The sequence below is a fragment of the Terrabacter aeriphilus genome, assembly GCF_039542985.1.
GTDB lineage: Bacteria > Actinomycetota > Actinomycetes > Actinomycetales > Dermatophilaceae > Terrabacter > Terrabacter aeriphilus.
Genome location: NZ_BAABIW010000009.1, coordinates 24,648 through 48,622 on the forward strand (window position 1 = coordinate 24,648; position 23,975 = coordinate 48,622).

At 73.4% G+C, this 23,975-nt stretch carries 21 protein-coding genes; 15 read left to right on the forward strand and 6 right to left on the reverse strand.

Annotated elements, in window-relative coordinates; translation table 11 throughout:
• Window position 1: 1 nt before the first annotated feature.
• The 5 genes from ABD979_RS05230 to ABD979_RS05250 all read left to right on the forward strand — a co-directional run bounded on the left by ABD979_RS05230 (window position 2) and on the right by ABD979_RS05250 (window position 6,923).
• Window positions 2-1,603, forward strand: coding sequence for an NADH-quinone oxidoreductase subunit M (locus ABD979_RS05230; RefSeq protein WP_345506725.1), 1,602 nt, complete (start codon window positions 2-4; stop codon window positions 1,601-1,603).
• Entirely contained in the window at window positions 1,600-3,213 is a 1,614-nt protein-coding gene (gene nuoN, locus ABD979_RS05235; RefSeq protein WP_345506393.1) for an NADH-quinone oxidoreductase subunit NuoN, read from the forward strand. Before ABD979_RS05230 ends, nuoN begins: the two co-directional genes overlap by 4 nt.
• Window positions 3,214-3,247: 34 nt before the next feature.
• Complete coding sequence (locus tag ABD979_RS05240; RefSeq protein WP_345506394.1) at window positions 3,248-4,264, forward strand: polyprenyl synthetase family protein; 1,017 nt, start codon at window positions 3,248-3,250, stop codon at window positions 4,262-4,264.
• 78 nt (window positions 4,265-4,342) lie between these two features.
• Window positions 4,343-5,539, forward strand: a complete 1,197-nt coding sequence (locus ABD979_RS05245; protein WP_345506395.1) for an alanine racemase — start codon at window positions 4,343-4,345, stop codon at window positions 5,537-5,539.
• Between the two features lie 76 nt (window positions 5,540-5,615).
• Window positions 5,616-6,923: a D-arabinono-1,4-lactone oxidase gene (locus tag ABD979_RS05250; RefSeq protein ID WP_425583925.1), complete on the forward strand. Its 1,308-nt coding sequence runs from the start codon at window positions 5,616-5,618 to the stop codon at window positions 6,921-6,923.
• A 25-nt stretch (window positions 6,924-6,948) separates the two neighbouring features.
• Here the strand turns inward: ABD979_RS05250 and ABD979_RS05255 are convergent, their stop codons facing one another.
• From ABD979_RS05255 to ABD979_RS05280, 6 genes are all read right to left on the reverse strand, one after another.
• On the reverse strand, window positions 6,949-7,263 hold the full coding sequence (locus ABD979_RS05255) for a hypothetical protein (RefSeq protein WP_345506397.1): 315 nt from the start codon (window positions 7,261-7,263) through the stop codon (window positions 6,949-6,951).
• A 179-nt stretch (window positions 7,264-7,442) separates the two neighbouring features.
• Complete coding sequence (locus ABD979_RS05260) at window positions 7,443-8,855, reverse strand: class II fumarate hydratase (RefSeq protein WP_345506398.1); 1,413 nt, start codon at window positions 8,853-8,855, stop codon at window positions 7,443-7,445.
• Between the two features lie 14 nt (window positions 8,856-8,869).
• Window positions 8,870-10,423 (reverse strand): MFS transporter, encoded by a 1,554-nt coding sequence (locus tag ABD979_RS05265; protein WP_345506399.1) that lies wholly within the window; start codon window positions 10,421-10,423, stop codon window positions 8,870-8,872.
• Window positions 10,424-10,461: 38 nt separating this feature from the next.
• Window positions 10,462-11,445, reverse strand: coding sequence for an EamA family transporter RarD (gene rarD, locus ABD979_RS05270; RefSeq protein WP_345506400.1), 984 nt, complete (start codon window positions 11,443-11,445; stop codon window positions 10,462-10,464).
• On the reverse strand, window positions 11,442-12,521 hold the full coding sequence (locus ABD979_RS05275) for a 2-oxoacid:ferredoxin oxidoreductase subunit beta (RefSeq protein ID WP_345506726.1): 1,080 nt from the start codon (window positions 12,519-12,521) through the stop codon (window positions 11,442-11,444). The genes rarD and ABD979_RS05275 overlap by 4 nt, the downstream gene beginning before the upstream one ends.
• 8 nt (window positions 12,522-12,529) lie before the next feature.
• Window positions 12,530-14,422, reverse strand: a complete 1,893-nt coding sequence (locus ABD979_RS05280; RefSeq protein ID WP_345506401.1) for a 2-oxoacid:acceptor oxidoreductase subunit alpha — start codon at window positions 14,420-14,422, stop codon at window positions 12,530-12,532.
• Window positions 14,423-14,587: 165 nt separating this feature from the next.
• Between ABD979_RS05280 and ABD979_RS05285 the strand changes: the two genes are divergently transcribed.
• The 10 genes from ABD979_RS05285 to ABD979_RS05330 all read left to right on the forward strand — a co-directional run bounded on the left by ABD979_RS05285 (window position 14,588) and on the right by ABD979_RS05330 (window position 23,965).
• On the forward strand, window positions 14,588-14,947 hold the full coding sequence (locus tag ABD979_RS05285) for an NADH-quinone oxidoreductase subunit A (protein WP_345506402.1): 360 nt from the start codon (window positions 14,588-14,590) through the stop codon (window positions 14,945-14,947).
• On the forward strand, window positions 14,947-15,564 hold the full coding sequence (locus ABD979_RS05290) for an NADH-quinone oxidoreductase subunit B (RefSeq protein WP_345506403.1): 618 nt from the start codon (window positions 14,947-14,949) through the stop codon (window positions 15,562-15,564). The genes ABD979_RS05285 and ABD979_RS05290 overlap by 1 nt, the downstream gene beginning before the upstream one ends.
• A complete protein-coding gene (locus tag ABD979_RS05295; RefSeq protein ID WP_425583915.1) occupies window positions 15,561-16,097 on the forward strand; it encodes an NADH-quinone oxidoreductase subunit C in 537 nt (178 codons plus the stop codon). Before ABD979_RS05290 ends, ABD979_RS05295 begins: the two co-directional genes overlap by 4 nt.
• On the forward strand, window positions 16,094-17,065 hold the full coding sequence (gene nuoH / locus ABD979_RS05300) for an NADH-quinone oxidoreductase subunit NuoH (protein WP_345506405.1): 972 nt from the start codon (window positions 16,094-16,096) through the stop codon (window positions 17,063-17,065). Before ABD979_RS05295 ends, nuoH begins: the two co-directional genes overlap by 4 nt.
• Before the next feature lie 272 nt (window positions 17,066-17,337).
• The gene (locus ABD979_RS05305; protein ID WP_345506406.1) at window positions 17,338-17,961 is read left to right on the forward strand and encodes a NuoI/complex I 23 kDa subunit family protein; all 624 of its coding nucleotides are present in this window, start codon (window positions 17,338-17,340) and stop codon (window positions 17,959-17,961) included.
• Window positions 17,958-18,602 (forward strand): NADH-quinone oxidoreductase subunit J family protein, encoded by a 645-nt coding sequence (locus tag ABD979_RS05310; RefSeq protein WP_345506407.1) that lies wholly within the window; start codon window positions 17,958-17,960, stop codon window positions 18,600-18,602. The genes ABD979_RS05305 and ABD979_RS05310 overlap by 4 nt, the downstream gene beginning before the upstream one ends.
• Window positions 18,599-18,958: an NADH-quinone oxidoreductase subunit NuoK gene (gene nuoK, locus ABD979_RS05315; protein ID WP_345506408.1), complete on the forward strand. Its 360-nt coding sequence runs from the start codon at window positions 18,599-18,601 to the stop codon at window positions 18,956-18,958. Before ABD979_RS05310 ends, nuoK begins: the two co-directional genes overlap by 4 nt.
• Window positions 18,955-20,880 carry an NADH-quinone oxidoreductase subunit 5 family protein gene (locus ABD979_RS05320; protein WP_345506409.1) on the forward strand — a complete coding sequence of 642 codons (1,926 nt, stop codon included), beginning with the start codon at window positions 18,955-18,957 and terminating at the stop codon, window positions 20,878-20,880. Before nuoK ends, ABD979_RS05320 begins: the two co-directional genes overlap by 4 nt.
• Complete coding sequence (locus tag ABD979_RS05325; RefSeq protein ID WP_345506410.1) at window positions 20,871-22,376, forward strand: complex I subunit 4 family protein; 1,506 nt, start codon at window positions 20,871-20,873, stop codon at window positions 22,374-22,376. Before ABD979_RS05320 ends, ABD979_RS05325 begins: the two co-directional genes overlap by 10 nt.
• Window positions 22,373-23,965, forward strand: a complete 1,593-nt coding sequence (locus ABD979_RS05330) for an NADH-quinone oxidoreductase subunit N (protein WP_345506411.1) — start codon at window positions 22,373-22,375, stop codon at window positions 23,963-23,965. Before ABD979_RS05325 ends, ABD979_RS05330 begins: the two co-directional genes overlap by 4 nt.
• Window positions 23,966-23,975 lie beyond the last annotated feature (10 nt).

Below are 23,975 nucleotides of genomic sequence, written 5' to 3' on the forward strand. Positions count from 1 at the left end.
CATGTCCAGCGTCCCGTGGCTGACGATCCTCGGGCTGATCCCGCTCGTCGGCGCGCTCCTCGTCGCCTTCGTGCCGGGCAGCGCGGAGAACGCGAAGCGGATGGCGCTCGGGTTCTCCCTCGTCACCCTCGTCGTGGGGATCGTCGCGGCCACCCAGTTCGACCGTGGCTCCAACGCCCAGTTCCAGCTCGGTGAGCAGCACTCGTGGATCCCGCAGTTCGGTGTCAGCTACGCGCTCGGCGTCGACGGCATCGCCCTCGTGCTCATCCTCATGGCGCTCGTGCTGACGCCCGTCTGCCTGCTCGCGGCGTGGCACGACGTGCCCGAGGAAGCCGGCGACAAGGGCGCCCAGCGCGTCAAGACGTACTTCGCGCTGCTGCTCGTGCTCGAGACGTTCATCGTCGGCGTCTTCGCGGCCACCGACGTGTTCCTCTTCTACGTCTTCTTCGAGGCCATGCTCATCCCCGTCTACTTCCTGATCGGCCGCTTCGGCGGGCCGCGCAGGCAGTACGCCGCGATGAAGTTCCTCCTCTTCTCGCTGGCCGGCGGGCTCATCATGCTGGTCGCCGTCATCGCCCTCTACCTGCAGGGGCCGGGCGGCACCGACGGCTTCCTCATCGAGCGCCTCACCGGTCTCACGCTCGACCCGACGACCGAGCGGCTGCTCTTCTTCGGCTTCTTCTTCGCCTTCGCGGTGAAGGCGCCGATGGTGCCGTTCCACACCTGGCTGCCGGATGCCGCCACGGAGTCCTCGCCGGCGACGGCGACCCTCCTCGTCGGCGTGCTCGACAAGGTCGGCACCTTCGGGATGATCCGCTTCTGCCTGCAGCTCTTCCCGGACGCGAGCCGGTGGGCGACCCCGGTCGTCGTCGCGCTCGCCGTCATCTCGGTGATCTACGGCGCGCTGCTCGCCATCGGCCAGACCGACATGATGCGGCTCGTCTCCTACACGTCGGTCAGCCACTTCGGCTTCATCGTGCTGGGCATCTTCGCCTTCACCAACGTCGGCCACGCGGGCTCCACGCTCTACATGGTCAACCACGGGTTCTCGACGGCGGCGCTGTTCCTCTTCGCCGCCATGCTCGTGCGCCGGCGGGGGAGCAAGCGCATCCCCGACTTCGGCGGCTGGCAGCGGATCACGCCCGGCCTCGCGGGCATCTTCCTGGTCGCGGGCCTGTCGGGCCTCGCGCTGCCGGGCCTGTCGAGCTTCGTCTCGGAGTTCCTCGTGCTCGTCGGCAGCTTCTCGACGCAGCCGGTGGCCGCGGTCATCGCGACGGCCGGCATCATCCTCGCGGCCCTCTACATCCTGCTGATGTACAAGAAGGTCATGACCGGCCCGAAGCCCGAGGGTCTCGTCGGCGAGCGGGAGCACGCCCGGCTCGACGCCAAGAGCCGCGGCGGCCTGAGCGTCGTGCGTGACCTGACGACGCGCGAGAAGATCGTCGCCGCGCCGCTCATCGCCGCGTTCGTCGTGCTCGGCTTCCTGCCGAACCTCGCCCTCAACGTCATCAACCCGGCCGTGGACAAGACCCTGTCGTTCGTCCAGCAGGCCGACCCGACCCTCAACCCGGCCGGCACCGTGGCCGAAGGGAGCTCGAAGTGACCGCCGTCGCACCGCTGGCACTGCCCACGCTGCCCGCAGCGTTCCAGCAGTCCAACGTCGACTACCTCGCGATCCTGCCGTTGCTCATCGTCTTCGGCGTGGCGCTCATCGGGGTCCTCGTCGAGGCGTTCGCGCCGCGTTCGCGCCGCCACACCATCCAGGTGACGCTCGCCGTCGTCGGCCTCCTCGCCGCCGCGGCCTCGATCGTGCTCGCGGCCAAGCACCAGGGCGTCACGATGGGCCTCACCGACGGGGCGACGAACCGCCAGCTCTTCGCGCTCGCCATCGACGGTCCCGCCCTGTTCATGCAGGGCACGATCGTGCTCATGGGGGTGCTCGGCGTCCTGACGATGTCCGAGCGCTTCGGCGGGGTCGGCCCCGACGCCTTCACCCCGAGCGGTGCCTCGACCCCGGGATCGCAGAGCGAGACCGCGGCCGCCCGCGCCGGCGCGCTGACCTCCGAGGTCTTCCCGCTGACGATGTTCGCGATCTTCGGCATGATGCTCTTCCCGACGACGAACGACCTGCTCGGCATGTTCGTCGCGCTCGAGGTGCTCTCGCTGCCGCTCTACATCCTCTCCGGCCTCGCGCGCCGTCGTCGTCTCCTCTCGCAGGAGGCCTCGCTCAAGTACTTCCTCCTCGGCGCGTTCAGCTCGGCGTTCTTCCTCTTCGGCACGGCGCTGCTCTACGGCTACGCCGGATCCGTCTACTTCGGCGACCTGAGCAAGGCGATCGCGGCCGGTCCGCTCGCGATGAACGGGCTGCTCCTGCCCGGCGCCTTCCTCGTCTTCGTCGGCCTGCTCTTCAAGGTCGGTGCGGTGCCGTTCCACGCCTGGACCCCGGACGTCTACCAGGGCGCCCCGACGCCGGTCACCGGCTTCATGGCGGCCTGCACCAAGGCGGCCGCGTTCGGCGCGATCCTGCGCCTCGCCTACGTCGGTCTCGACACGGGCCGCTGGGAGTGGACGAATGCCGTCGTCATCGTCGCGCTGCTGACGATGGTCGTCGGTGCGGTGCTGTCGGTGACGCAGACCGACATCAAGCGCCTGCTCGCCTACTCCTCGATCGCCCACGCGGGCTTCATCCTCGTCGGCGTCCTGGCGTTCGACCGCAAGGGTGTCGGCGCGGTGCTCTTCTACCTCGTCGCCTACGGCTTCTCGACGATCGCGGCCTTCGCCATCGTCTCCCTCGTGCGCCAGAACGGGGCCGAGGCCACGCACCTGTCGCAGTGGGCCGGGCTCGGCAAGCGCTACCCGCTCGTGGCCGGCGCGTTCGCCTTCCTCATGCTCGCCTTCGCCGGCATCCCGCTGACCTCGGGCTTCGTCTCGAAGTTCGGCGTCTTCTCGGCGGCCGTCGGCACGGGTGGCGCCACGGGCACCGTCCTGGCCGTCGTCGGTGTCGTGTGCAGCGCGATCACGGTGTTCGTCTACGCCCGGATCATCGTGCTGATGTTCTTCAGCGACGCCCCGGACGACAGCGTCGAGGTCGTGACGCCGTCGGTGTCGACGACGTTCTCGATCGCCATCGGCACGCTCATCACGCTCGCGCTCGGCGTCCTGCCGTCGGCCCTGCTCGACCTCGCCGACCGCGCGTCGCAGTTCGTCCGATGACGGTGGCTGCGACGTGGGGCGGTCCCGGGCCGCGATGACGATGCACGCCACCCCGCCGGTCCTCGGGCTCCCCGGTGCCAGCGACGACCTCTCCGGCCGCCTGTCCGACGGGCTCGCCCGGGTCGACGCCCTCCTCACCGAGGTCGTCGACCACGACGACCCGTTCATCGCCGGGGCCTCGGCCCACCTGGTGGAGGCGGGGGGCAAGCGGTTCCGCCCGCTGCTCACCCTGCTCGCGGCCGAGCTCGGCGACGGCATCAACGACGACGTCGTGCGGGCCGCGGCCGGGGTCGAGCTGACCCACCTCGCCTCGCTCTACCACGACGACGTCATGGACGAGGCCGACGTGCGCCGCGGGGTGGCCTCGGTCAACGCCGCCTACGACAACTCGACGGCGATCCTTGTCGGCGACCTGCTCTTCGGCAAGGCGTCCGAGCTCGTCGCCGGGCTCGGGGCCGAGGCGGTCCTCATCCAGGCGCAGACGTTCGTGCGGCTGTGCTCCGGCCAGATCCGCGACGACCGCGCGTGCCCCGACGGCGTCGACCCCGTCGACTACTACCTCGGCGTGCTCGCCGACAAGACCGGTGTCCTCATCGCCACGGCCGGGCGCTACGGCGCGATGTTCAGCGGCGGCACGCCCGAGAGCATCGAGATCATGCGGTCCTACGGCGAGAAGGTCGGCGTCGCCTTCCAGCTCGCCGACGACCTCATCGACATCGCGTCCGACGCCGACGCGAGCGGCAAGACCCCGGGCACCGACCTGCGCGAGGGGGTCGACACGCTCGCCGTGCTGCGCTTCCGCGCCATGGCCGACCCGGCGTCGACCGCCGACGCCCGCCTGCTCGAGCTGCTGGGCAGCGACCTCACCGACGACGCGGCCCTGGCCGAGACGCTGGGGCTGCTCCGCGCCCACCCGGCGCTCACGCTCGCCCGCGAGGAGACGTATGCCGTCGCCCGCGACGCGCAGGCCCTGCTCGACCCGCTGCCCGACAGCGACGCCAAGGCGGCCCTGCAGGCACTCGCCCTCAGCGTCGTCGACCGCGTCGGCTGAACCGCCCCGCCGGAGGAGCGCCCCCCGGGCCGTGTGAACCGGTGGTCGCACGCAGGGCCGCTGGGTAGGGTGCAAGCCATGCCCCGCCGACCGTCGCCCCCTCCAGCAGGGCGCCGGTCGGCAGACCGGCTGACCGCGGCCACCGCGCACCTGCCGGCCCCGCTCGCGGTCGTCGACCTCGATGCCTTCGACACCAACGCCGCCCGGCTGGTCGAGCTGGCCGGTGGGGTGCCGATCCGGGTGGCCACGAAGTCGCTGCGATCCCGGCCGCTCATCGAGCGCGCGCTCGAGCACGAGGGCTTCGCCGGGCTCATGTGCTACTCGGTGCGCGAGGCGCTCTGGTGGGCCAGGGGCGGCCGGAGCGACCTGCTCGTCGCCTACCCGAGCGTCGACGTGCCCGCACTGGCCGAGCTCGCCGCCGACCGCGCGCTGCGGGACGCCGTCGTCGTCATGATCGACAGCGTCGAGCACGCCGACCTGCTGGCCCGCGAGGTGCCGCGGCACGAGGGTCTGCGGGTGGCCGTCGACGTCGACGCCTCGCTGCGCGTCGGGCCCGCGCACGTCGGTGTCCGCCGCTCGCCGGTGCGCACGCCGGCCGACGTCGAGGCCGTCGTGCGCCGCGCGCAGGAGCGTGGGCTCGTCGTCAGCGGGCTGATGTTCTACGACGCCCAGATCGCCGGTCTGCCGGACTCCTCGCCGGTGGTGCGCCGGATGAAGACCGCCTCGGACGCCGACCTGCGGACCCGACGGGCCGAGGTCGTGGCCGCCGTGCGCGCCCTCGCCGACCTCGAGCTCGTCAACGGCGGCGGCACGGGCAGCCTGCACATCACGCACCTCGACCCGTCGCTGACCGAGCTGGCGTCCGGCTCGGGCCTGTTCGCCCCGACGCTCTTCGACGGCTACGACGCCCTCGACCTCACCCCGGCCGCGTTCTTCGCCCTGCCCGTCGTGCGGCGTCCGGGCCCGGGGATGGTGACGGCCTACGGCGGGGGCTACATCGCCTCGGGGCCTGCGGGCCCGTCGCGGGTGCCGAGCCCGCTGCCGGAGCAGGACCTCGCGCTGCTGCCGCGGGAGGGAGCGGGCGAGGTGCAGACCCCGCTCGTCGGCCGCGGCGCCGACCGGCTGCGGCTCGGTGAGCGCGTCTGGTTCCGGCACGCCAAGGCCGGGGAGCTGGCCGAGCGGTTCGACGAGCTCGTGCTCGTCGCGGGGGACCGGGACATCGAGGTGGTGGGCCGCGCCGCGACCTACCGAGGAGAGGGACGGAGCTTTGGCTGACATCGAGCCGGCGACCGAGCACGCGGTCGGGGACGCGGTCGAGCCCGTCGTCCAACCGGAGGCGGCGGGCGAGGTCGTGCGTCCCGTCGCGTGGTCGAACTGGGCGGGCACCGAGAGCAGCCGTCTGGCCCGGGTCGCCACGCCGCGCAGCGAGGCCGAGGTCGTCGAGGAGGTGCGTCGGGCCGCAGCGAGAGGCTTGCGGGTCAAGGCGATCGGTGCCGGGCACTCGTTCACTGGGGTCGCCGTGACCGACGGGGTGCAGCTGCGGCTCGGTGCCATGGCCGGTGTCACCTCGATCGACGCCACGCGCGGCGAGGCGACCGTGCGCGCGGGCACCGCGCTGCGGGTGCTCAACGAGGAGCTCGAGACCTTCGGCTGGGCGCTGCCCAACCTCGGCGACATCGACCGCCAGAGCCTGGCCGGGGCGACCGGTACCGGCACGCACGGCACGGGCCTGCGCCTCACCGGGCTGTCCGCCGGCATCCGGGCGCTGCGCATCGTGCTCGCCGACGGCTCGGTCGTCGACTGCTCACCGACCCGCGAGCCGGAGCTCTTCGCCGCGGCCCGTCTGGGCCTGGGGGCGCTCGGGATCGTCACCGAGCTCACGGTCGCCGTCGTGCCCGCCTTCCTGCTGCACGCCGTCGAGAAGCCCGAGCCGCTGCTCGACCTGCTCGACCACCTCGACGAGGCCGTCGAGACCAACGACCACTTCGAGTTCTACTGGTTCCCGCACACCGACCGCACGCTGACCAAGCGCAACAACCGCGTCGAGCCGGGCACCGACGCGAGCCCGCTCCCGCGCTGGCGCGAGCGCCTCGACGACGACCTGCTGAGCAACCGCTTCTTCGAGCTGACGAACCGGGTGGCGACCCGGCTGCCGCGCTCGACACGTCTCATCAACGCGGTGGCGTCGCGCGCCCTGACGGAGCGGCAGTACACCGACCGCTCGCACCGCGTGTTCGTCACCGACCGCGAGGTGCGGTTCGCGGAGTCGGAGTGGGCCTTCCCCCGCGCGGCCCTCGGTGACGTGCTCCTCGAGCTGCGCGCGTGGGTCGACGCGCACGACGAGCAGATCTCGTTCCCGGTGGAGTGCCGGGTGGCAGCCGCCGACGACGTCTGGCTCTCGACGGCCTACGAGCGGGAGAGCGCCTACGTCGCGGTCCACCGCTACCACCGGCAGCGCCCCGGCGCGTACTTCGACGCCTTCGAGGCGATCGCGGTCAACCACGGCGGCCGACCGCACTGGGGCAAGATCCACACGCGTGACGCGGGCGACCTCCGCGGCGTCTACCCCCGGTTCGACGACTTCGTGGCCGTGCGCGACCGCGTCGACCCGCAGCGCCGGTTCGCCAACCCCTACCTCGACCGGGTGCTCGGGGTCTGACCGGGCCCGGGGGCGGTCAGCTCGCTCAGCCGCGGGCGCGCGCCGAGCGTCGGCGTTCCCAGGCCAGGCGCAGCGCTCCCTGGATCGCGTCGGCATCGCCACTGAGGTCGGCCTGCAGCTTGTCGTGGGCCTCCCACCGGGGTGGCACGCCGAAGGTGTCGGGGTGGGCCGCGACGAGCTGCTCCCGGTCGCGCCCGCCCAGCCGCACGAGCACGGTGCCGGCAGCGTCGGCCCGGGCGACGAGCAGGCCGTCGACGTACCAGGCGCGGCGCGCGTCGCTGCGCCTCGCGCGGATGCCCTCGAGCGTCCCGAGACAGGTGTCGACGTCGTCGAGGGTCATCGTCCGAGCCTAGGCGAGGTCGTGGGCGCGCGGCGGGCTCGGGAAGGGGCTCGTCGGGGTCGGTCGCGGCCCGCTGCGGTGCATCGGGTGGTGACGCAAGGCAGTGGGGCGGGGGGATCGCCGCCCGGGGGTGTCCGGCTTCCCGGCAGTGGCCTTGGCCGTCCAGCGCTGGCGGGTGCTCAGCCGGCGGCCGGCGGGCGGGTCATCGACAGGACGTCGAGGGCCTCGTCGAGCTGCTGCTCGCTGAGGCGCCCCTCGGCGACGTGACCCGCGTCGATGACGACCTCGCGGATCGAACGGCGCTCGCGGATCGCCTGCTTGACCACGGCGGCGGCGGCCTCGTAGCCGATGTAGCGGTTGAGGGGGGTCACGATCGACGGCGAACCCTCTGCGAGCGCGCGGGCGTGCTCCACCTCGGCGGTGATGCCGTCGATGCACCGATCGGCGAGCAGCCGGCTCGTGGCCGCGAGCAGGCCGATCGACTCGAGGACGTTCTTGGCGAGAACGGGCAGCATGACGTTGAGCTCGAAGTTGCCGGCTGCGCCGGCCATCGTGATGGTGGCGTCGTTCCCGATCACCTGGGCGCACACCATGAGCGTCGCCTCCGGCACCACCGGGTTGACCTTGCCCGGCATGATGCTCGACCCGGGCTGCAGGTCGGGCAGGTGGATCTCGCCGAGACCGGTGCGCGGCCCGGAGCTCATCCAGCGCAGGTCGTTGCAGATCTTTGTGAGGCTGACCGCCACGACCTTGAGGGCGCCCGACAGCTCGACGACGGCGTCCTGGGCCGACTGCGCCTCGAAGTGGTCGCTCGCCTCGCGGAACGGGATCCCGGTGACGCCCGAGACCCGCTCGATGACCGCGCGGGCGAAGCCCGGGGCCGCGTTGAGGCCGGTGCCGGCGGCCGTGCCGCCGAGGGGCAGCTCGCTCGTCGCCTCGGCTGCCGCGCGGACCCGGCTCGCCCCGAGCTCGACCTGCCGGCGGTAGCCGCCGAACTCCTGGCCGAGCGTCACCGGGACCGCGTCCATCAGGTGCGTGCGCCCGGCCTTGACGACGTCGGCGAACTCGGACTGCTTCCGACCGAGGGCGACGGCGAGGTGCTCGAGCGCCGGCACGAGCTCGGTGACGGCCGCCACGGTGGCCGCGATGCGCAGCGCGCTGGGGAAGGTGTCGTTGCTCGACTGGCCGGCGTTGACGTGGTCGTTGGGGTGGACGTCGAGCCCGGAGGAGAGGTGCGCGAGGCGCGCGACGACCTCGTTGACGTTCATGTTCGTCGAGGTGCCGGAGCCGGTCTGGAACACGTCGACGGGGAACTGGTCGTCGTGCTCGCCCTCGGCCACCGCGGTCGCGGCGCGGGCGATCGCCTCGGCCCGCTCGGTGTCGATCACCCCCAGCTCGGCGTTGACCCCGGCTGCCGCAGCCTTGAGCCGGGCGAGGGCGTGCACGACACCGGCCGGCACCGGCTGCCCGCTGATCGGGAAGTTCTCGACGGCGCGCGCCGTCTGCGCGCCCCACAACGCGTCCGCAGGCACGTGGACCTCGCCCATCGAGTCGTGCTCGGTCCGGAAGCCCTGCGGTGCGACGTCACTCATCCCCCCATTCTGCGTCAGGCGGGTGCGCTCGCGGCGTCGTGGGGGTGGCTCGTGCCGGGGCACCCCTCCGACCCGGCGCAGGACCAGCCGGCGGGCACCCGGTGCGCGGGCCCGACCGAGACTGCATCGGCCCCGGAGCCAGCCCCGGAGCCAGCGCTGGAGTCGTCCGCGGGGTCGGCCGGCGGGCGCTCCGGGTTGCGGATGAGCAGCCACGAGACGACGCCTCCCGCGGTCAGCAGTCCCGCGCAGACGAGCATGGCCATCCGGTAGGCCGACGAGAACGCCTCCGGCACGGCATAGTCCGAGCCGCTCAGGCCCACGGCGGCGGGCAGCGCGGCGACGGCGAGCAGGCTGCCGGCGCGCGCCACCGCGTTGTTGACCCCGCTCGCCACGCCGGCATGGCGGTCGGGTGCGGCGGCGAGGACGGTCGCCGTGAGCGGGGCGACGAGGAGCGTCAGGCCGAGACCGAAGACGCCGATGCCGGGCAGCACCCCGGTCCAGTACGTCGACCCGGGGCCGACCCGTGAGAGCAGGAGGGTTCCGGTCGCGCAGACGAGCGGACCCACCGTCATGGGCAGCCGGGGGCCGATGCGCGAAGCGAGGGCCCCACCGCGAGCGGCGAGCAGCAGCATGAGCACGGTGACCGGCAGCGACGCCATCCCGGCGAGCAGCGGCCCGTAGCCGAGCACCGTCTGCACCTGGAGGGTGAGGAAGAAGAAGACCGCGCCCAGTGCGGCATACACGAGCAGCGTCATCGCGTTGGCGGCGCTGAACTGCCGGGAGGTGAAGAGCTCCGGCGTCACCATCGGGTGGGCCGACCGCCGCTCGACGACGACGAAGAGCACGCCGATGACGAGCCCCAGCGCGCCGACGCCCAGTGCCGTCGCCGTCCCGAGCGACTCGTGCTCGATGAGCGCGAACGTCGTGACGCCGAGCGCCAGCGTCGCGAGCAGGGCTCCGAGCACGTCGAACCGGTGGTCGGCGGTCTCGTCGCGGGTCTCGGGCACGTGGAGCTGGGCGATCCACACGGTCGCGACGCCGAGCGGCACGTTGATGAGAAAGGCCCACCGCCAGCTCGCGTACTGCACGAGCCAGCCTCCGACGAACGGCCCGAGCGCCGCGGCGATCCCGCCGAGCCCCGACCACGTGCCGATGGCGCGGCCGCGGTCGGCCGGCCGGAACGAGGCCTGGATCATCGACAGGCTGCCCGGGGTGAGCAGCGCCCCGCCGACCCCCTGGAGGACGCGGGCCACGACGAGCTGACCGGGCGACTGGGCGAGGCCGCAGGCTGCCGACGCCAGCGTGAACCAGACGACACCCACGACGAAGACCCGGCGGCGGCCGAAGCGATCGCCGAGCGAGCCGCCGAGGAGGATGAGCGAGGCGAGGGCGAGCAGGTAGCCGTTGGTGATCCACTGCAGGTCCGCGAGGCTCGCGCCGAGGTCCTCCCCGATCCGCACGAGGGCGACGTTGACGACCGTGCCGTCGAGCAGGGCCATGCCGGAGCCGAGCACGGCGGCGCCGATGACGAACCGACCGGTGCGGGTGCCGAGGGCGAGGTCGCTCACCTTGGCAGTCTGGCACCAGCCGGGCTGCCGCGGGCGGCTCAGCGCGGGCAGTCGTCGACGGGGAGCTGCCGACGGGCCGCGCGGGCGCTGCGCATCCCGACGAGCGAGTCGACGGTGAGCACGACGAGCGCGACCCACACGACGGCGAAGCCGATCCAGCGTTCCCGCGGCATGTGCTCGCCGAGGAGGAGCACCGCGCAGAGCAGCTGCATGACGGGGGTGATGAACTGGATGAGGCCGATCGAGACGAGCGGGATGCGCCGGGCCGCGGCCGCGAAGCAGAGGAGCGGCACGGCCGTCACGAGGCCCGAGAGCACGAGCAGCGAGGTGTGCACGCCACCGTGCCGGCCGAACTCGAGGCCACCCTGCGAGCCCACGACGAGCAGCAGCACGACAGCCACCGGGGCGAGCACGACGGTCTCGACCGTGAGGCCGTGGATCGCCTCGAGGCTGACCCCGACCTTCTTCTTCGTCAGGCCGTAGAGCGCGAACGAGAACGCCAGCGCCAGGGCGACCCACGGCACGCGGCCGCCCGAGACGCCGAGGTAGACGCCGGCACCGACCCCGATGCCGACCGCGACCCACTGCAGCACCCGGAGGCGCTCGCCGAGCACGACGACGCCGAGGGCCACGGTGACGAGCGGGTTGAGGAAGTAGCCGAGCGCCGCCTCGGACGTGTTGCCCGAGGTGACCGCGGCGACGTAGACGACCCAGTTGACGGCGATGAGGACGGCGGCCGCGGCGGTTCCGGCGAGCAACCGGGGCCGCCGGAGCAGGGGCCGCACCCAGCCGAGGTCGCGCGAGACGAGCAGCACGAGCAGGCAGAGCAGCAGCGTCCAGAGGATGCGGTGCGCGAGGATCTCCCACGGCCCGGCGGGCTTGAGCGCGTCGAAGTAGAGCGGGAAGAGCCCCCAGAGCCCGTAGGCCGCGAAGCCGAGCAGGGTGCCTCGCCCGACCTCGTTCTGCGGGGAGCCGGCCGACGCCGGGGCGTCGACGGCCGTGCTGGTCTCGCGGGTGGTCACGCCCCCACGGTCCAGGTGTCCCGGCCGGCGAGCAGGGCGTCGATGTCGGCGTCGGTGACCTCGCCGGTGCGGGCCGAGGCGATCTGCTCGCGGAGCGAGTCGTCGTACGTCGGCCGCGACACGTCGCGGAAGATCCCCATCGGCACGTGGCCCAGGTCGGGGCTGTCGAGCCGCGAGAGGGCGAACGCCGCCGAGGGGTCCGTGGCCGAGACGTCGTGGCGCACGATCCGGGCCGGGTCGGCTCCGTCCCGCGGCACGACCGCGAGCGAGCCCTGCTCGTCACGCACGGCGACCGTCTCCGCGGTGCCGACCTCCTCACCGTCGGCGAGGTGCAGGATCCGCGCGGCCGCCTCGGTGCGGTCCTTGAGGACGTCGAAGACGCCGTCGTTGAAGATCGGGCAGTTCTGGTAGATCTCGACGAGCGCCGAGCCGCGGTGGGCCGCGGCAGCGCGCAGCACCGAGGTCAGGTGCTGCCGGTCGGAGTCCATCGTCCGGGCCACGAAGCTCGCCTCCGCACCGAGGGCGAGCGAGACCGGGTTGAAGGGCGTGTCGAGCGAGCCGAGCGGCGTCGACTTCGTCACCTGGCCGACGTGCGAGGTGGGGGAGTACTGCCCCTTGGTCAGGCCGTAGATCTCGTTGTTGAAGAGCAGGATCGTGAGGTTGACGTTGCGGCGCAGGGCGTGGATGAGGTGGTTGCCGCCGATGGAGAGGGCGTCGCCGTCTCCGGTGACGACCCAGACCGAGAGGTCCTCACGCGTCGCGGCGAGACCGGTCGCGATGGCCGGGGCGCGCCCGTGGATCGAGTGCATGCCGTACGTGTCGAGGTAGTACGGGAAGCGCGAGCTGCACCCGATGCCCGAGACGAAGACGATGTTCTCGCGCTTGAGCCCGAGCTCGGGCAGGAAGCCCTGCACGGCGGCGAGGATCGCGTAGTCGCCGCAGCCGGGGCACCAGCGCACCTCCTGGTCGGACGTGAAGTCCTTCTTGGTCAGGGCGGTGCCGTCGGTGAGCCGGGGCACGGCTGCGGTGCCGAGGGCACCCGGGCCGGCGGTCGGCATACCGAGGTCGACGGGCAGGTCGGTGGTCACTGGGCGGCCTCCTTGAGGGGCGCGTCGGACGCGACGGCGGTGGCGATGACGTCGGCGAGCTCGCCCGCCTGGAACGGCAGGCCGCGCACCGAGGTGTGCGACTCGATGTCGACGAGGTACTTCGCGCGGAGCAGCAGCGCGAGCTGGCCGAGGTTCATCTCCGGCACGATGACGCGCTCGTAGGAGCGCAGCACCTCACCGGTGTTGGCAGGGAACGGGTTGAGGTGGCGCAGGTGCGCCTGGGCCACGCGGGCGCCGGTGGCCCGCGCCAGGCGTACGGCTGCGGCGATCGGGCCGAACGTCGACCCCCAACCCAGCACGAGCACCTCGGCGTCGCCCGTCGGGTCGTCGACGGCGAGCGGCTCGACGGTGTCGGCGATCCCGTCGATCTTGGCCTGGCGCAGCCGCGTCATGTGGTCGTGGTTGTCGGGGTCGTAGGAGATGTTGCCCGTCACGTCGGCCTTCTCGATGCCGCCGACGCGATGCTCGAGACCCGGTGTGCCCGGGATGGCCCACGGGCGCGCGAGGGTCTCCGGGTCGCGCAGGTAGGGGTGGAAGACCGGCTGGCCCTTGTCGTCGACGGCGTTCGGCTCGGTCGCGTACTCCACGGCGATGTCGGGCAGGTCGGCGGTCTGCGGCAGCCGCCACGGCTCGGAGCCGTTCGCGAGGTAGCCGTCCGACAGCACGATGACCGGGGTGCGGTAGGTCGTCGCGATGCGCACGGCCTCGACGGCGACGTCGAAGCAGTCGGCCGGGGTGGCCGGTGCGACGACGGCGACGGGCGACTCGCCGTTGCGGCCGAAGAGCGCCTGGAGGAGGTCGGCCTGCTCGGTCTTCGTCGGCAGGCCGGTCGACGGGCCACCGCGCTGGATGTCGCAGACGATGAGCGGCAGCTCGAGCGACACGGCCAGGCCGATCGTCTCGGCCTTGAGCGCGAGCCCGGGACCCGACGTCGTCGTGACCCCCAGGGCGCCGCCGAACGAGGCTCCGAGAGCGGCGCCGACGCCGGCGATCTCGTCCTCGGCCTGCATCGTCGCGACGCCGTAGCGCTTGAGACCCGCGAGCGTGTGGAGGATGTCGGAGGCCGGCGTGATGGGGTAGCTGCCGAGGAACAGCGGCAGGTGCGCGCGGTGCGCGGCGGCCACGAGCCCGAGCGAGAGCGCGACGTTGCCGGTGACGTTGCGGTAGGTGCCGGCCGGCATCGTCGCCGGGGCGACCTCGTAGGAGACGGCGAAGTCCTCGGTCGTCTCGCCGTAGTTGAAGCCGGCCCGCAACGCGGTGAGGTTGGCCTCGAGGATCTCGGGCTTGTCGGCGAACTTCGCCTTGAGGAAGGCCTCGGTGCCGTCCATCGGCCGGGTGTAGAGCCAGGAGAGCAGGCCGAGCGCGAACATGTTCTTCGCGCGCTCCTTCTCCTTGCGGGTCAGGTCGGTGAAGGCCGCGAGCGCCTCGACGGCGATCGAGGTGAGCGCGACCGGGTGCACGTCGTAGGAGTCGAGCGAGCCGTCGTCGAGCGGGCTCTCGGCGTAGCCGACCTTGGCGAGGTTGCGCTTGCTGAACTCGTCGGTGTTGACGATGACGGTCGCGCCGCGCGGCAGGTCGCGCAGGTTGGCCTTGAGTGCGGCCGGGTTCATCGCGACGAGCACGTCGGGGGCGTCACCGGGCGTCAGCACGTTGTGGTCGGCGAAGTGCAGCTGGAAGCTCGAGACGCCGGGCAGCGTGCCCTGGGGCGCCCGGATCTCGGCGGGGAAGTTCGGCAGCGTCGACAGGTCGTTGCCGAGCAGCGCGGTCTGCGACGTGAAGCGGTCTCCCGTCAGCTGCATGCCGTCGCCCGAGTCCCCGGCGAATCGGATGACCACGCGATCGAGCTTCTGGACCAGTTTGGCGCTCATGCTCTGCGACGTCCTCGATCTTCCATACGATTCACGGCCCGGAGCCCTGTGCGGCGGGCAACTTCCATGCTATGTCTCGCTGCTGCGCAGTTCGTGCACCTGCCACAACGTGGACGAGGTGGCGTCACGTCCCCTGCGGCGGGCGGCATGGATAGGCTGACGGCCATGTCCGGGTACGTGGCCGTCGCAGCGGTGCTGGGGGCGGGCGTCCTGCTCGTCACGGCGGCGATGGCGGTGCGCCGCCTGCTCGCGCCCCGCGCGCCCCACCCCGCGAAGCTCACGACGTACGAGTCGGGCGTCGACCCGGTCGGCGAGGGGTGGGCGCAGACGAAGGTCCGCTACTTCGTCTTCTCCTTCCTCTACGTCGTCTTCGCCGTCGACGCCGTCTACCTCTTCCCGTGGGCGACGGTCATCCGCGACGCCGACCTCGGCCGTGCCAGCCTCGTCGAGATGGGCATCTTCATCGCCGTCATCGTGCTCGGGCTCGCGCACGCCGGTCGGCGCGGCCTGCTGAGGTGGGTGTGATGGCGAGCGACCCCGTGGACCTCCCGCTGCCCACCCTGCGGCCCGCGACGATGGGGGTCGTCGGGGAGCACGCCCCCAAGCCCGTCAAGGTCGTGCTCAACTGGGGCCGGCGCTACTCGCTCTGGGTCTTCAACTTCGGGCTCGCCTGCTGCGCCATCGAGTTCATCGCCGCGTCGATGGGTCGCCACGACTTCATCCGCCTCGGCGTCATCCCCTTCGCGCCGGGTCCGCGCCAGGCCGACCTCATGGTCGTCTCCGGCACCGTCACCGACAAGATGGGCCCCGCGATCCGGCGCCTCTACGACCAGATGCCCGAGCCGAAGTACGTCATCTCCTTCGGCGCGTGCTCGAACTCCGGCGGCCCCTACTGGGACTCCTACTCCGTCACGAAGGGCGTCGACCAGATCGTGCCGGTCGACGTCTACGTGCCCGGCTGCCCGCCGCGCCCGGAGGCCTTACTGCACGGCATCATCCGGCTGCAGGAGCAGATCGCGAGCGAGCGCCTGACGGCCCAGAAGCTGCGCGGGAGGTATGCCGGCACACGCGTCGCGAGCGCCGGTGACGTGCGCCGCCCGCTGCTCCGTCGGGCACCGAGGCGCGCCGAGGCCGAGCAGTGAGGGTCACCGACGTGCGCGACGTCCCGTTCGGGGAGTGGTCGGGCACCGTGCTCGCCGTCCGCGAGGAGGGCTACACCTACTTCGACTGGTTGACCGCCGTCGACGAGACCGACCGCGAGGGCGACGCGGCAGGCTTCGACGTCGTCGTCCACCTCATCGACCCGCGCGCGCCGCGGGAGGCGGGCGGACTGCCCTCGGTGCTGCTGCGCACGCGGGTGCCCGACGGCCTCGCGGTGCCCTCGCTCACCCCGATCTTCCGGGGCGCCGCGTGGCACGAGCGCGAGACGCACGAGATGTTCGGCATCGACTTCGACGGGTTCGACGACGGCACCGGCCTCGGCCTTCGGCCGCTCCTGCTGCCCGACGGCTTCGAGGGAACGCCGCTGCGCAAGTCCTTCGTCCTCGCGGCCCGCGCGTCCAAGGCGTGGCCGGGCGCCAAGGAGCCGGGGGAGGGGCACGACTCCGCGCGCGCTCCGGGGCGGCGCCGGGTGCAGGCGCCCGGCGTGCCCGGGCCCGAGTGGGGGCCGCGGTGAGCCTCGAGCTGGCCCCGTGGGCCGAGGTGGTGCTGCGCGCGGTGGCGGTGCTCGCAGCGTTCCTCGTGCTGCCGCTCCTCGTCGGCCAGACCGAGCACAAGGTCATGGCGCACATGCAGGGGCGCCTCGGGCCGATGTATGCCGGCGGCTTCCACGGGTGGGCCCAGCTCGTCGCCGACGGCGTGAAGTTCGTGCAGAAGGAGGACATCACGCCGGCCCGCGCCGACCGCTGGGCCTTCCGGCTCGCGCCCTTCGTCGCGCTCATCCCCTACCTCGTGGCGCTCGCCGTCATCCCGCTCTCGCCGACCGTGGTCGGCGCCGAGGTCGACGCCAGCGTGCTGCTCGTCCTGGCCGTCATCGGCGTCGGGATCATCGGCACCCTGATGGCGGGCTGGGCCTCGGCGAACAAGTACTCCCTGCTCGGCGCGATGCGCGCCGCGGCGCAGCTCGTCTCCTACGAGCTGCCGATGGTGCTCGCGGTCGCCTCGGTCGCGCTCGCGGCCGGCAGCCTCTCGCTCGTCGCCATCGCCGAGGCGTGGAACCCGTGGTGGCTGCTCTGGCAGCTGCCGGGCGCCGTCGTCTTCCTCGTGGCCGCCCTCGCCGAGCTGCAGCGGCCGCCGTTCGACATGCCGCTCGCCGACTCCGAGATCGTCTTCGGCGCCTTCACGGAGTACACCGGGCTGCGCTTCGCCTTCTTCCTGCTCGCCGAGTACGCCGGCATCGTCGTCATGTCGCTCCTCTTCGCCGTGCTCTACCTCGGCGGCTGGGCGGGCCCGCTCGAGCCGTGGCTCGGCTGGCTCTGGACCCTGCTCAAGGGCTTCCTCGTCGCGGTCGTCGTCATCTGGCTGCGGGTGTCGTGGCCGCGCATGCGAGAGGACCAGCTCCAGCGCCTCGCCTGGGTCTGGCTCGTGCCGATGGCCCTGCTCCAGCTCGCCCTCACCGCCGTCGGGGTGGTGGTCCTCGGATGACCGGAACCCCACCCCCTCACCCGTCGAAAGGCCACCTTTCGCGGGTCGTCACCCGTCGAAAGGCCACCTTTCGCGGGTCGTCACCCGTCGAAAGGCCACCGTCGGTGGGTCGTATGCCGTCGAGTGGCCATCGTTTGGGCGTGGCCATTCGCGCTGGCGGGCGCGCGATACATGGCCTCTCGACGGTTCGGGACCCACGAGACGTGGCCTCTCGACGGTTCGGGACTCGCAAAGTGTGGCCTTTCGACGGTGGGGAGTGGAGGTGAGGTGCGATGGGTGACGGAGTGATCCCCGGGCTCGTCAAGGGGCTCGCGACGACGGCGCGCTCGCTGACCCGGCACACGCACACGGCGGAGTACCCCGACGTCTCGCCGGCGCTGCCGCCACGGTCGCGGGGCGTCATCGCGCTCACCGAGGAGAACTGCACCTCGTGCATGCTCTGCGCGCGCGAGTGCCCCGACTGGTGCATCTACATCGACTCGCACAAGGAGGAGGTCCCCCCGGCGACGCCGGGTGGCCGCGCGCGCCAGCGCAACGTCCTCGACCGCTTCGCCATCGACTTCTCGCTCTGCATGTACTGCGGCATCTGCATCGAGGTCTGCCCGTTCGACGCGCTGCACTGGAGCCCCGAGTTCGAGTACGCCGAGCTCGACATCCGCGACCTGCTCCACGAGAAGGACCGCCTCGGCGCCTGGATGGCCACGGTGCCGCCGCCGCCCGCCCTCGACCCCGCCAGCGCCGAGCTGGCCGAGGTCGCCGCCGCCGCGAAGCCGCCGCGGGCGGCCGGCGCTCGGGGCACGGCCGCCGGGGCCACGGGCGCCGCCGGGGCACGCCCGGCGCGGGCGACCCGGGTGATGCCGACCGTCACGCCGCCCGAGGCCGGGGAGCCCGAGTGACCACGCGCGACATCGTCTTCACGGCCGTGGGCGTCGTCACCGCGCTCACGGCGCTGCTCTCGGTCACGACCCGGCACGTCGTGCACGCCGCGCTGTGGCTGCTCGTGTCGCTCGGCTCGCTCGCCGGCGCCTACGTCGTGCTGGGCCAGGAGCTCGTCGGCCTCGTGCAGCTGCTCGTCTACGTCAGCGCCATCGTCGTGCTCGTCCTCTTCGCGCTCATGCTGACGCGCGCCCCGATCGGCCCGCACGCCGAGATCGACACCCCCGGCTGGCAGCGGGCGGTCGGCGCCGTGCTCGGGGCCGCGACGACCGCCCTGCTCGCCGCGCTGCTCCTGCCGCTCTTCTCCGGTGCCACCGCCGACCTCGACCCCGCGGCGGCCACGAGCAGCACGACGACCCGGCTGGCCACGGCGATCTTCGGCACGTGGGTCTGGCCGTTCGAGCTGCTCTCGGTGCTGCTCCTCGTGGCGCTCATCGGCGCCTTCGCCGTCTCGCGGCTCGTGCTCGGCCCGGCCGGGACCGTCTCCGACCCGGCAACCGACCCGGCAACCGACCCGGCGACCGACCCGGCGACCGACCCGGCGACCGACCCGGCGTCCGACCCGGCGTCCGACCCCGCGACGGCGGGGGAGCGCCCGTGATCCACCTCGAGCTGCCGGCGGCCCTGGCCGCGCTCCTCGCCGGCATCGGCGTCTACGGCATCCTGGCCCGCCGCAACGCCGTGCTCGTCCTCATCGGCGTCGAGCTCGTGCTCAACGCCGCGAACCTCCTTCTCGTGACGGCGGGCTCGCGACCGGGCTCGCCGTTCTCCGCAGGGCCGGTGCTCACGCTCTTCGTCATTACGATCGCGGCCGCGGAGATCACCGTCGCGCTCGCGATCATCCTCGTGATGTTCCGCCGGGCCGGGCACATCGACCTCACCCGGGTGCCCGACACCGACGACCTGGACGACGCGGACGACCCGGAGAGCACCCCGGTGCGGGAGGCCGCCCCGTGAGCTGGATCGTCCGCATGGTCGTCCTGCTGCCCGCCCTCGCGGGCCTGCTCGGCCTGCTCGCCCACCGCCGGCGGGTGGCGTCCGCCGCCATCGCCGTCTCCGTGTCGGCCTACGTCGTCGTGCTCGCCCTGATCCAGTGGGTCGCCCCCGCAGGCGCCGCCGACATCGACTCGCTCGGGGCCCTGCCGGTCGGCGAGCTCGCGGTGCCGCTGCACCTGCTCTCCGACCGCGTGTCGGGCCTCGTCTCCTTCGTCGTCGCGCTCGTCGTGCTCGGCATCCAGGTCTTCACCGCGTGGTACCTGCGTGACGACCCCCGCTACGGCCGCTTCGCCGCGACGGTCTCGCTCTTCGCCGCGGGCATGCTGCTCGTCGTCCAGGCCGGCGACCTCGTGCTGCTCCTCGTCGGCTGGGAGGTCATGGGCTGGTGCTCGTGGCTGCTCATCGGCCACGACAGCGAGCGCCCGGCCGCGCGGCGTGCCGCCTACAAGGCCTTCCTCGTGACCCGGGTCGCCGACATCGGCATGGTCGTCGGTCTCGTCGCCCTCGCGGTGCGGGCCCGCAGCACCGACCTCATCGCCGTGCTCACGGCCGCGCCCACGGGTGGCGGCGCCGACGCGGCGCTCACCGTCGGCCTCGTGGGCGTCGCCCTCGGGGTCGCCGGCAAGTCGGGCCTCGTCCCGTTCCACGACTGGCTGCCCGACGCGATGGAGGGCCCGACGCCGGCGTCCGCGCTCATCCACGCGGCGACGATGGTGGCCGCCGGCAGCTACGTCGTGGCCCGCCTCTTCACCCTCTACGTCCAGGACGACGCCGCCCGCACGCTGCTCGCGGTCCTCGCCGCGGTGACGATGGTCCACGCCGCCCTCCTCGCCCTCGTCCAGACCGACCTCAAGCGCCTGCTCGCCTACTCCACGCTGAGCCAGGTGGCGATCATGCTGTCGGCGCTCGCCGCCGCACCGCCCGAGCTGGGGCCCGCCCCGGCCATCTCGCACCTCATCGGCCACGCCTTCTTCAAGGCACTGCTCTTCCTCGGGGCGGGCTGGCTCTCGGTGCTCGCCGGTGCCACCGCGCTCGCCGCGCTGCGCGGACGGCTGCGCCCGACCGGGGCCCTGCGCTGGTCGATGGGCATCGGCCTGGCCGCCCTCGCGGGCGTGCCGCCCCTCATCGGCTTCTTCACCAAGGACACCGTCATCGACGCCGCCTTCGAGGGCGCGACCGGGGGAGCCGGCCTGCGGGCCTGGCTCGTCGTCGTGGCCCTCCTCGTCACCGTCGTGCTCACCGCCGCCTACTGCACGCGCGCCTGGCTGCTGCTCGACAGGCCCCTCGCCGTGGGGTCCCCGGAGCCCGACGCCGAGCCGGCCGTCGTGCCCGCGTCGGAGGTGCCCGTCGTGACGGTCGCCGACAGCGCCGACGACGCCGAGGTCGAGCGGGTGCACGCCCACGGCCACCGCGAGATCACCGTGTCGGCCGCGCTCGTCGTCTCCGTCCTCGCCGCGCTCACCGTCGTCGGCACCCTCTTCCTCACGAGCCTGCGCGGCGGGGTGCACGTCGGCGTCCTCGGTGCGGCGTCCTCGGTGCTCCTCGTCGCCGGGGGGGCGTATGCCGTGTGGTCCCTGTCCGGGCGCGGCGCCGTCGACGTCGCCGACCGCCTTCCCGACGACGTGCGCGACCGCGCGCTGCGCGGCTTCGGCGCCGACATGGCATACGTGCGCGTGGGGCGCGGGGTCACGGCGCTCGCCCGCCTCGTCGTCAGCCTCGACCGCGACGTCGTCGACGCCTACCCGCGCGCGACCGCCGTGCTCGCGCGGGCCGCGGGTCGCGGCGGCGAGCGCGCGCACCGGGCCGTCCCGTCGCTGTCGGTGCTCGCGCTGCTCGTGGGCGTCGGGCTCGTCGCGGTGCTGGGGGTGACGGCGTGGCGCTGACGCTCACCCTCCTCGTGCCGCTGCTCGCGGCCATCGCCCTCGTCGCGATCCCCGGCGAGTCCCGGGTGGAACGCGGCATCGCGCTCGGGTCGACGGTCGTCACGGCCGTGCTCGCCGTCGTCACGGTGTGGAGCCGCTCGGAGGTGGACGCGCCGTGGATCCGCGCGCTCGGCGTGCGCTGGCACTTCGGCATCGACGGCATCTCGGCGGCCCTCGTGCTGCTCACCGCGCTGCTCACCGTCGCCGTCGTCGCTCACGCCCTCGCCGGCCCGATCCCGCGCGGCGGCACCGGGTCGACCTTCCTCGGCTGCATCCTGCTCGTCGAGACGGGCGCGCTCGCGACCTTCATGGCACGCGACGCCGTGCTCTTCTTCATCGCCTTCGAGGTGGTGCTCGTGCCGATGTGGGTGCTCGTTCGGCGCTTCGGCGACGACCACGTGCCCGACGAGACGCGGGCCGACGCGGCCGGACGGTTCGTGCTCTTCACGGTGCTCGGCTCGACGCTCATGCTCGTCGGCATCCTGCTGCTCGTGCACCACCAGGGCACGAGCGACCTCACCCTGCTCGCCGAGCGGCACGGCGAGGGGCTCTCGCACTCGTTGCAGGTCGCCATCGCCGCCCTGCTGCTGCTCGGCCTCGGCATCAAGGTGCCGTTGTGGCCCGTGCACACCTGGCTGCCCTCGGCGCACACCGTCGCGCCCACGGCCGGCTCGGTGCTGCTCGCGGCGGTGCTGCTCAAGATGGGCACCTACGGCATCGTGCGCCTCGCCGTCGCCACCGTGCCGCAGGGCGTGGCCGCGCTCAGCCCCGTGCTCGCCCTGCTCGGCGTCACGGGCATCCTCTGGGGAGGCCTCGCCTGCCTCGTCGAGCGCGACCTCAAGCGGCTCATCGCCTACAGCTCCGTCGCCCACATGGGCTTCGTCGCGCTCGCGCTCGCCGCCGGCAACGAGACGGGCCTGCAGGCCGCGCTCTTCGGCAACATCGCCCACGGGGTCGTCGCGGCCCTGCTCTTCTTCGTCGTCGGCGACCTCAAGGAGCAGTGGGGCTCGGCCGACCTCAGGGTCGCGCGGGCCGCCTTGCGCGACAAGGCACCCCGCTTCGGGCTCGCGCTCGTCGTGGGGCTGGCTGCGGCGCTCGGACTGCCGGGCCTCGTCAGCTTCTGGGGCGAGTTCCTGGCGCTCTACGCCGCGTGGTCGCCGGCCCCGGGCCGGCCGGTCGCGCTCTTCCGGGTCTGCGTCGCGCTCGGTGCGGTGGGCCTCGCGCTCGCCGCGGCCTACGCGCTGCGGGTCGCCCGCATCGTCTGGGCGGGTGAGGGCAGCGAGGAGGCCACGGGACCTGCCGCCGAGCCGGTCGCCGACGCCCGCGGGGCCCGGTGGGCCGTCGCCCTCGCGCTCGTCGTCGCGGTCGTGGCGCTCGGGCTGCTGCCGCACCTGCTGCTGCGCCTCTCCGACGCCGCCTCCGCGGGGCTGCTCTCGGGAGCGGGGGTCGTGCCGTGAGCCTCGCGATCGACTACGCCGTCCTCCTGCCCGCGCTCGTGCCGCTCGTGGGCATCGTCGCCGTGCTCGTCGCCGACCTCGTCGCGCCCCGCCTGCGGCGGCTGCCGTATGCCGTCGCCGGGCTCGCCGCCCTCGGGTCGGCTTCCGCGACGGTGCCGGGGCTCGGTCTCGGGAGCGGCTCGACGCGGTCGACGGTGTGCCTGGCCCCGGCGGGCGACCCGTCCGGCGTCCCGGCCGTCGACGGGCTGGTCGGGCCGTGCTTCTGGCAGGCCGACGCCCTCGGGGCCACCCTCCAGCTCGCCGCGGCCCTGTCGGCCGCCGTGTGCGTGGCGCTCGCCTGGCCCCGCCGCAGCCGGCGCCGCCCGGCCGGCACGACGAGCGAGCCGGTCGAGGCGGTGCTGCTGCTCGCGGCCCTGGCGGGCACCGTCGTCGTGGCCGCGAGCCGCGACGTCGGCACCTGGCTCGTCGCGCTCGAGCTCGCCACCCTGCCCGTCATCGTGCTCGTCGCCCTCTCCGGACGGCGGTCCGCGGTGGCCGGGGCCACGCAGCTGCTCGTCACCTCGCTCGTCTCCTTCGCCCTGCTCGTGCTCGGCATCGCCCTGTGGTTCGCCGCGACGGGCAGCCCGTTCCTCACCCCCGACGCCGTGCTCGGCTCGGTCGGGTCGGTCGGTTCCGCGGGGCCGGGGGGCGCCGGTGGCACGAGCGTGGCCTGGGCGTCGGTCTCCGGCGGGGTGCTCTCGCTCGCCACGGTGCTCGTCGTGGCCGGGGTCGGCTTCAAGCTCTCCCTCGTGCCGTTCCACGCCTGGACGCCGACGGCCTACTCCGGCTCGTCGATCGCCGTCGCGACGTTCCTCGCCACGGTCTCGAAGGTGGCCGCGCTCGCCGCGCTGCTCGTCGTGCTCCGGGCCGTGGCAGCGCTCGGCACCCCGGCCCTCGTCGCGATGGCGGTGCTGGCCGCCCTCAGCATGACGCTCGGCAACGTCATGGCCCTGCGCCAGCACGACGTCGTGCGCCTGCTGGCCTGGTCGACGGTCGCACAGGCCGGCTGGGTCGTGCTGCCGCTCGTCAGCATCTCGACGCTCGGCGTCACGGCGAGCGCGACCTACCTGCTCACCTACGTCGTCGCCACGCTCGTGGCGTTCGGGGCCGTGGCCGTGACGGTGGGCGAGCGCCCGCGCGACGGCCGCCGGCTCACCGCCTACGACGGGCTGTGGCAGCGCGCGCCGTGGCGCGCCGGGGCGCTCGTGCTCGCGCTCACCTCCCTCGCCGGCCTGCCGCCCGGCGTCATCGGCCTCGTCGGCAAGGTGACGGCCCTGCGCCCCGTGGTCGCGCAGGGGTGGGTCTGGCTCGCCGTCATCGCCGCGGTCAACGCGGTGCTCGGCGTCGCCGTCTACCTCCGCTGGGTCCGCGGGATCATCACGGCGCCCGAGCCCGCAGCCGGCGCAGTGCCCGACGCGGCTTCCAGCACGGCACCGGGCACGGCCCGAGCCGTCACCCGGCCGGCGGTCGTGCTGGCCCTCGTGCTGAGCGCGGCGGTGCTCGTCGTCGTCAGCGTGCAGCCCGACCTGCTCCTGCGCCTCCTCGGCTGACCGGCCCCCG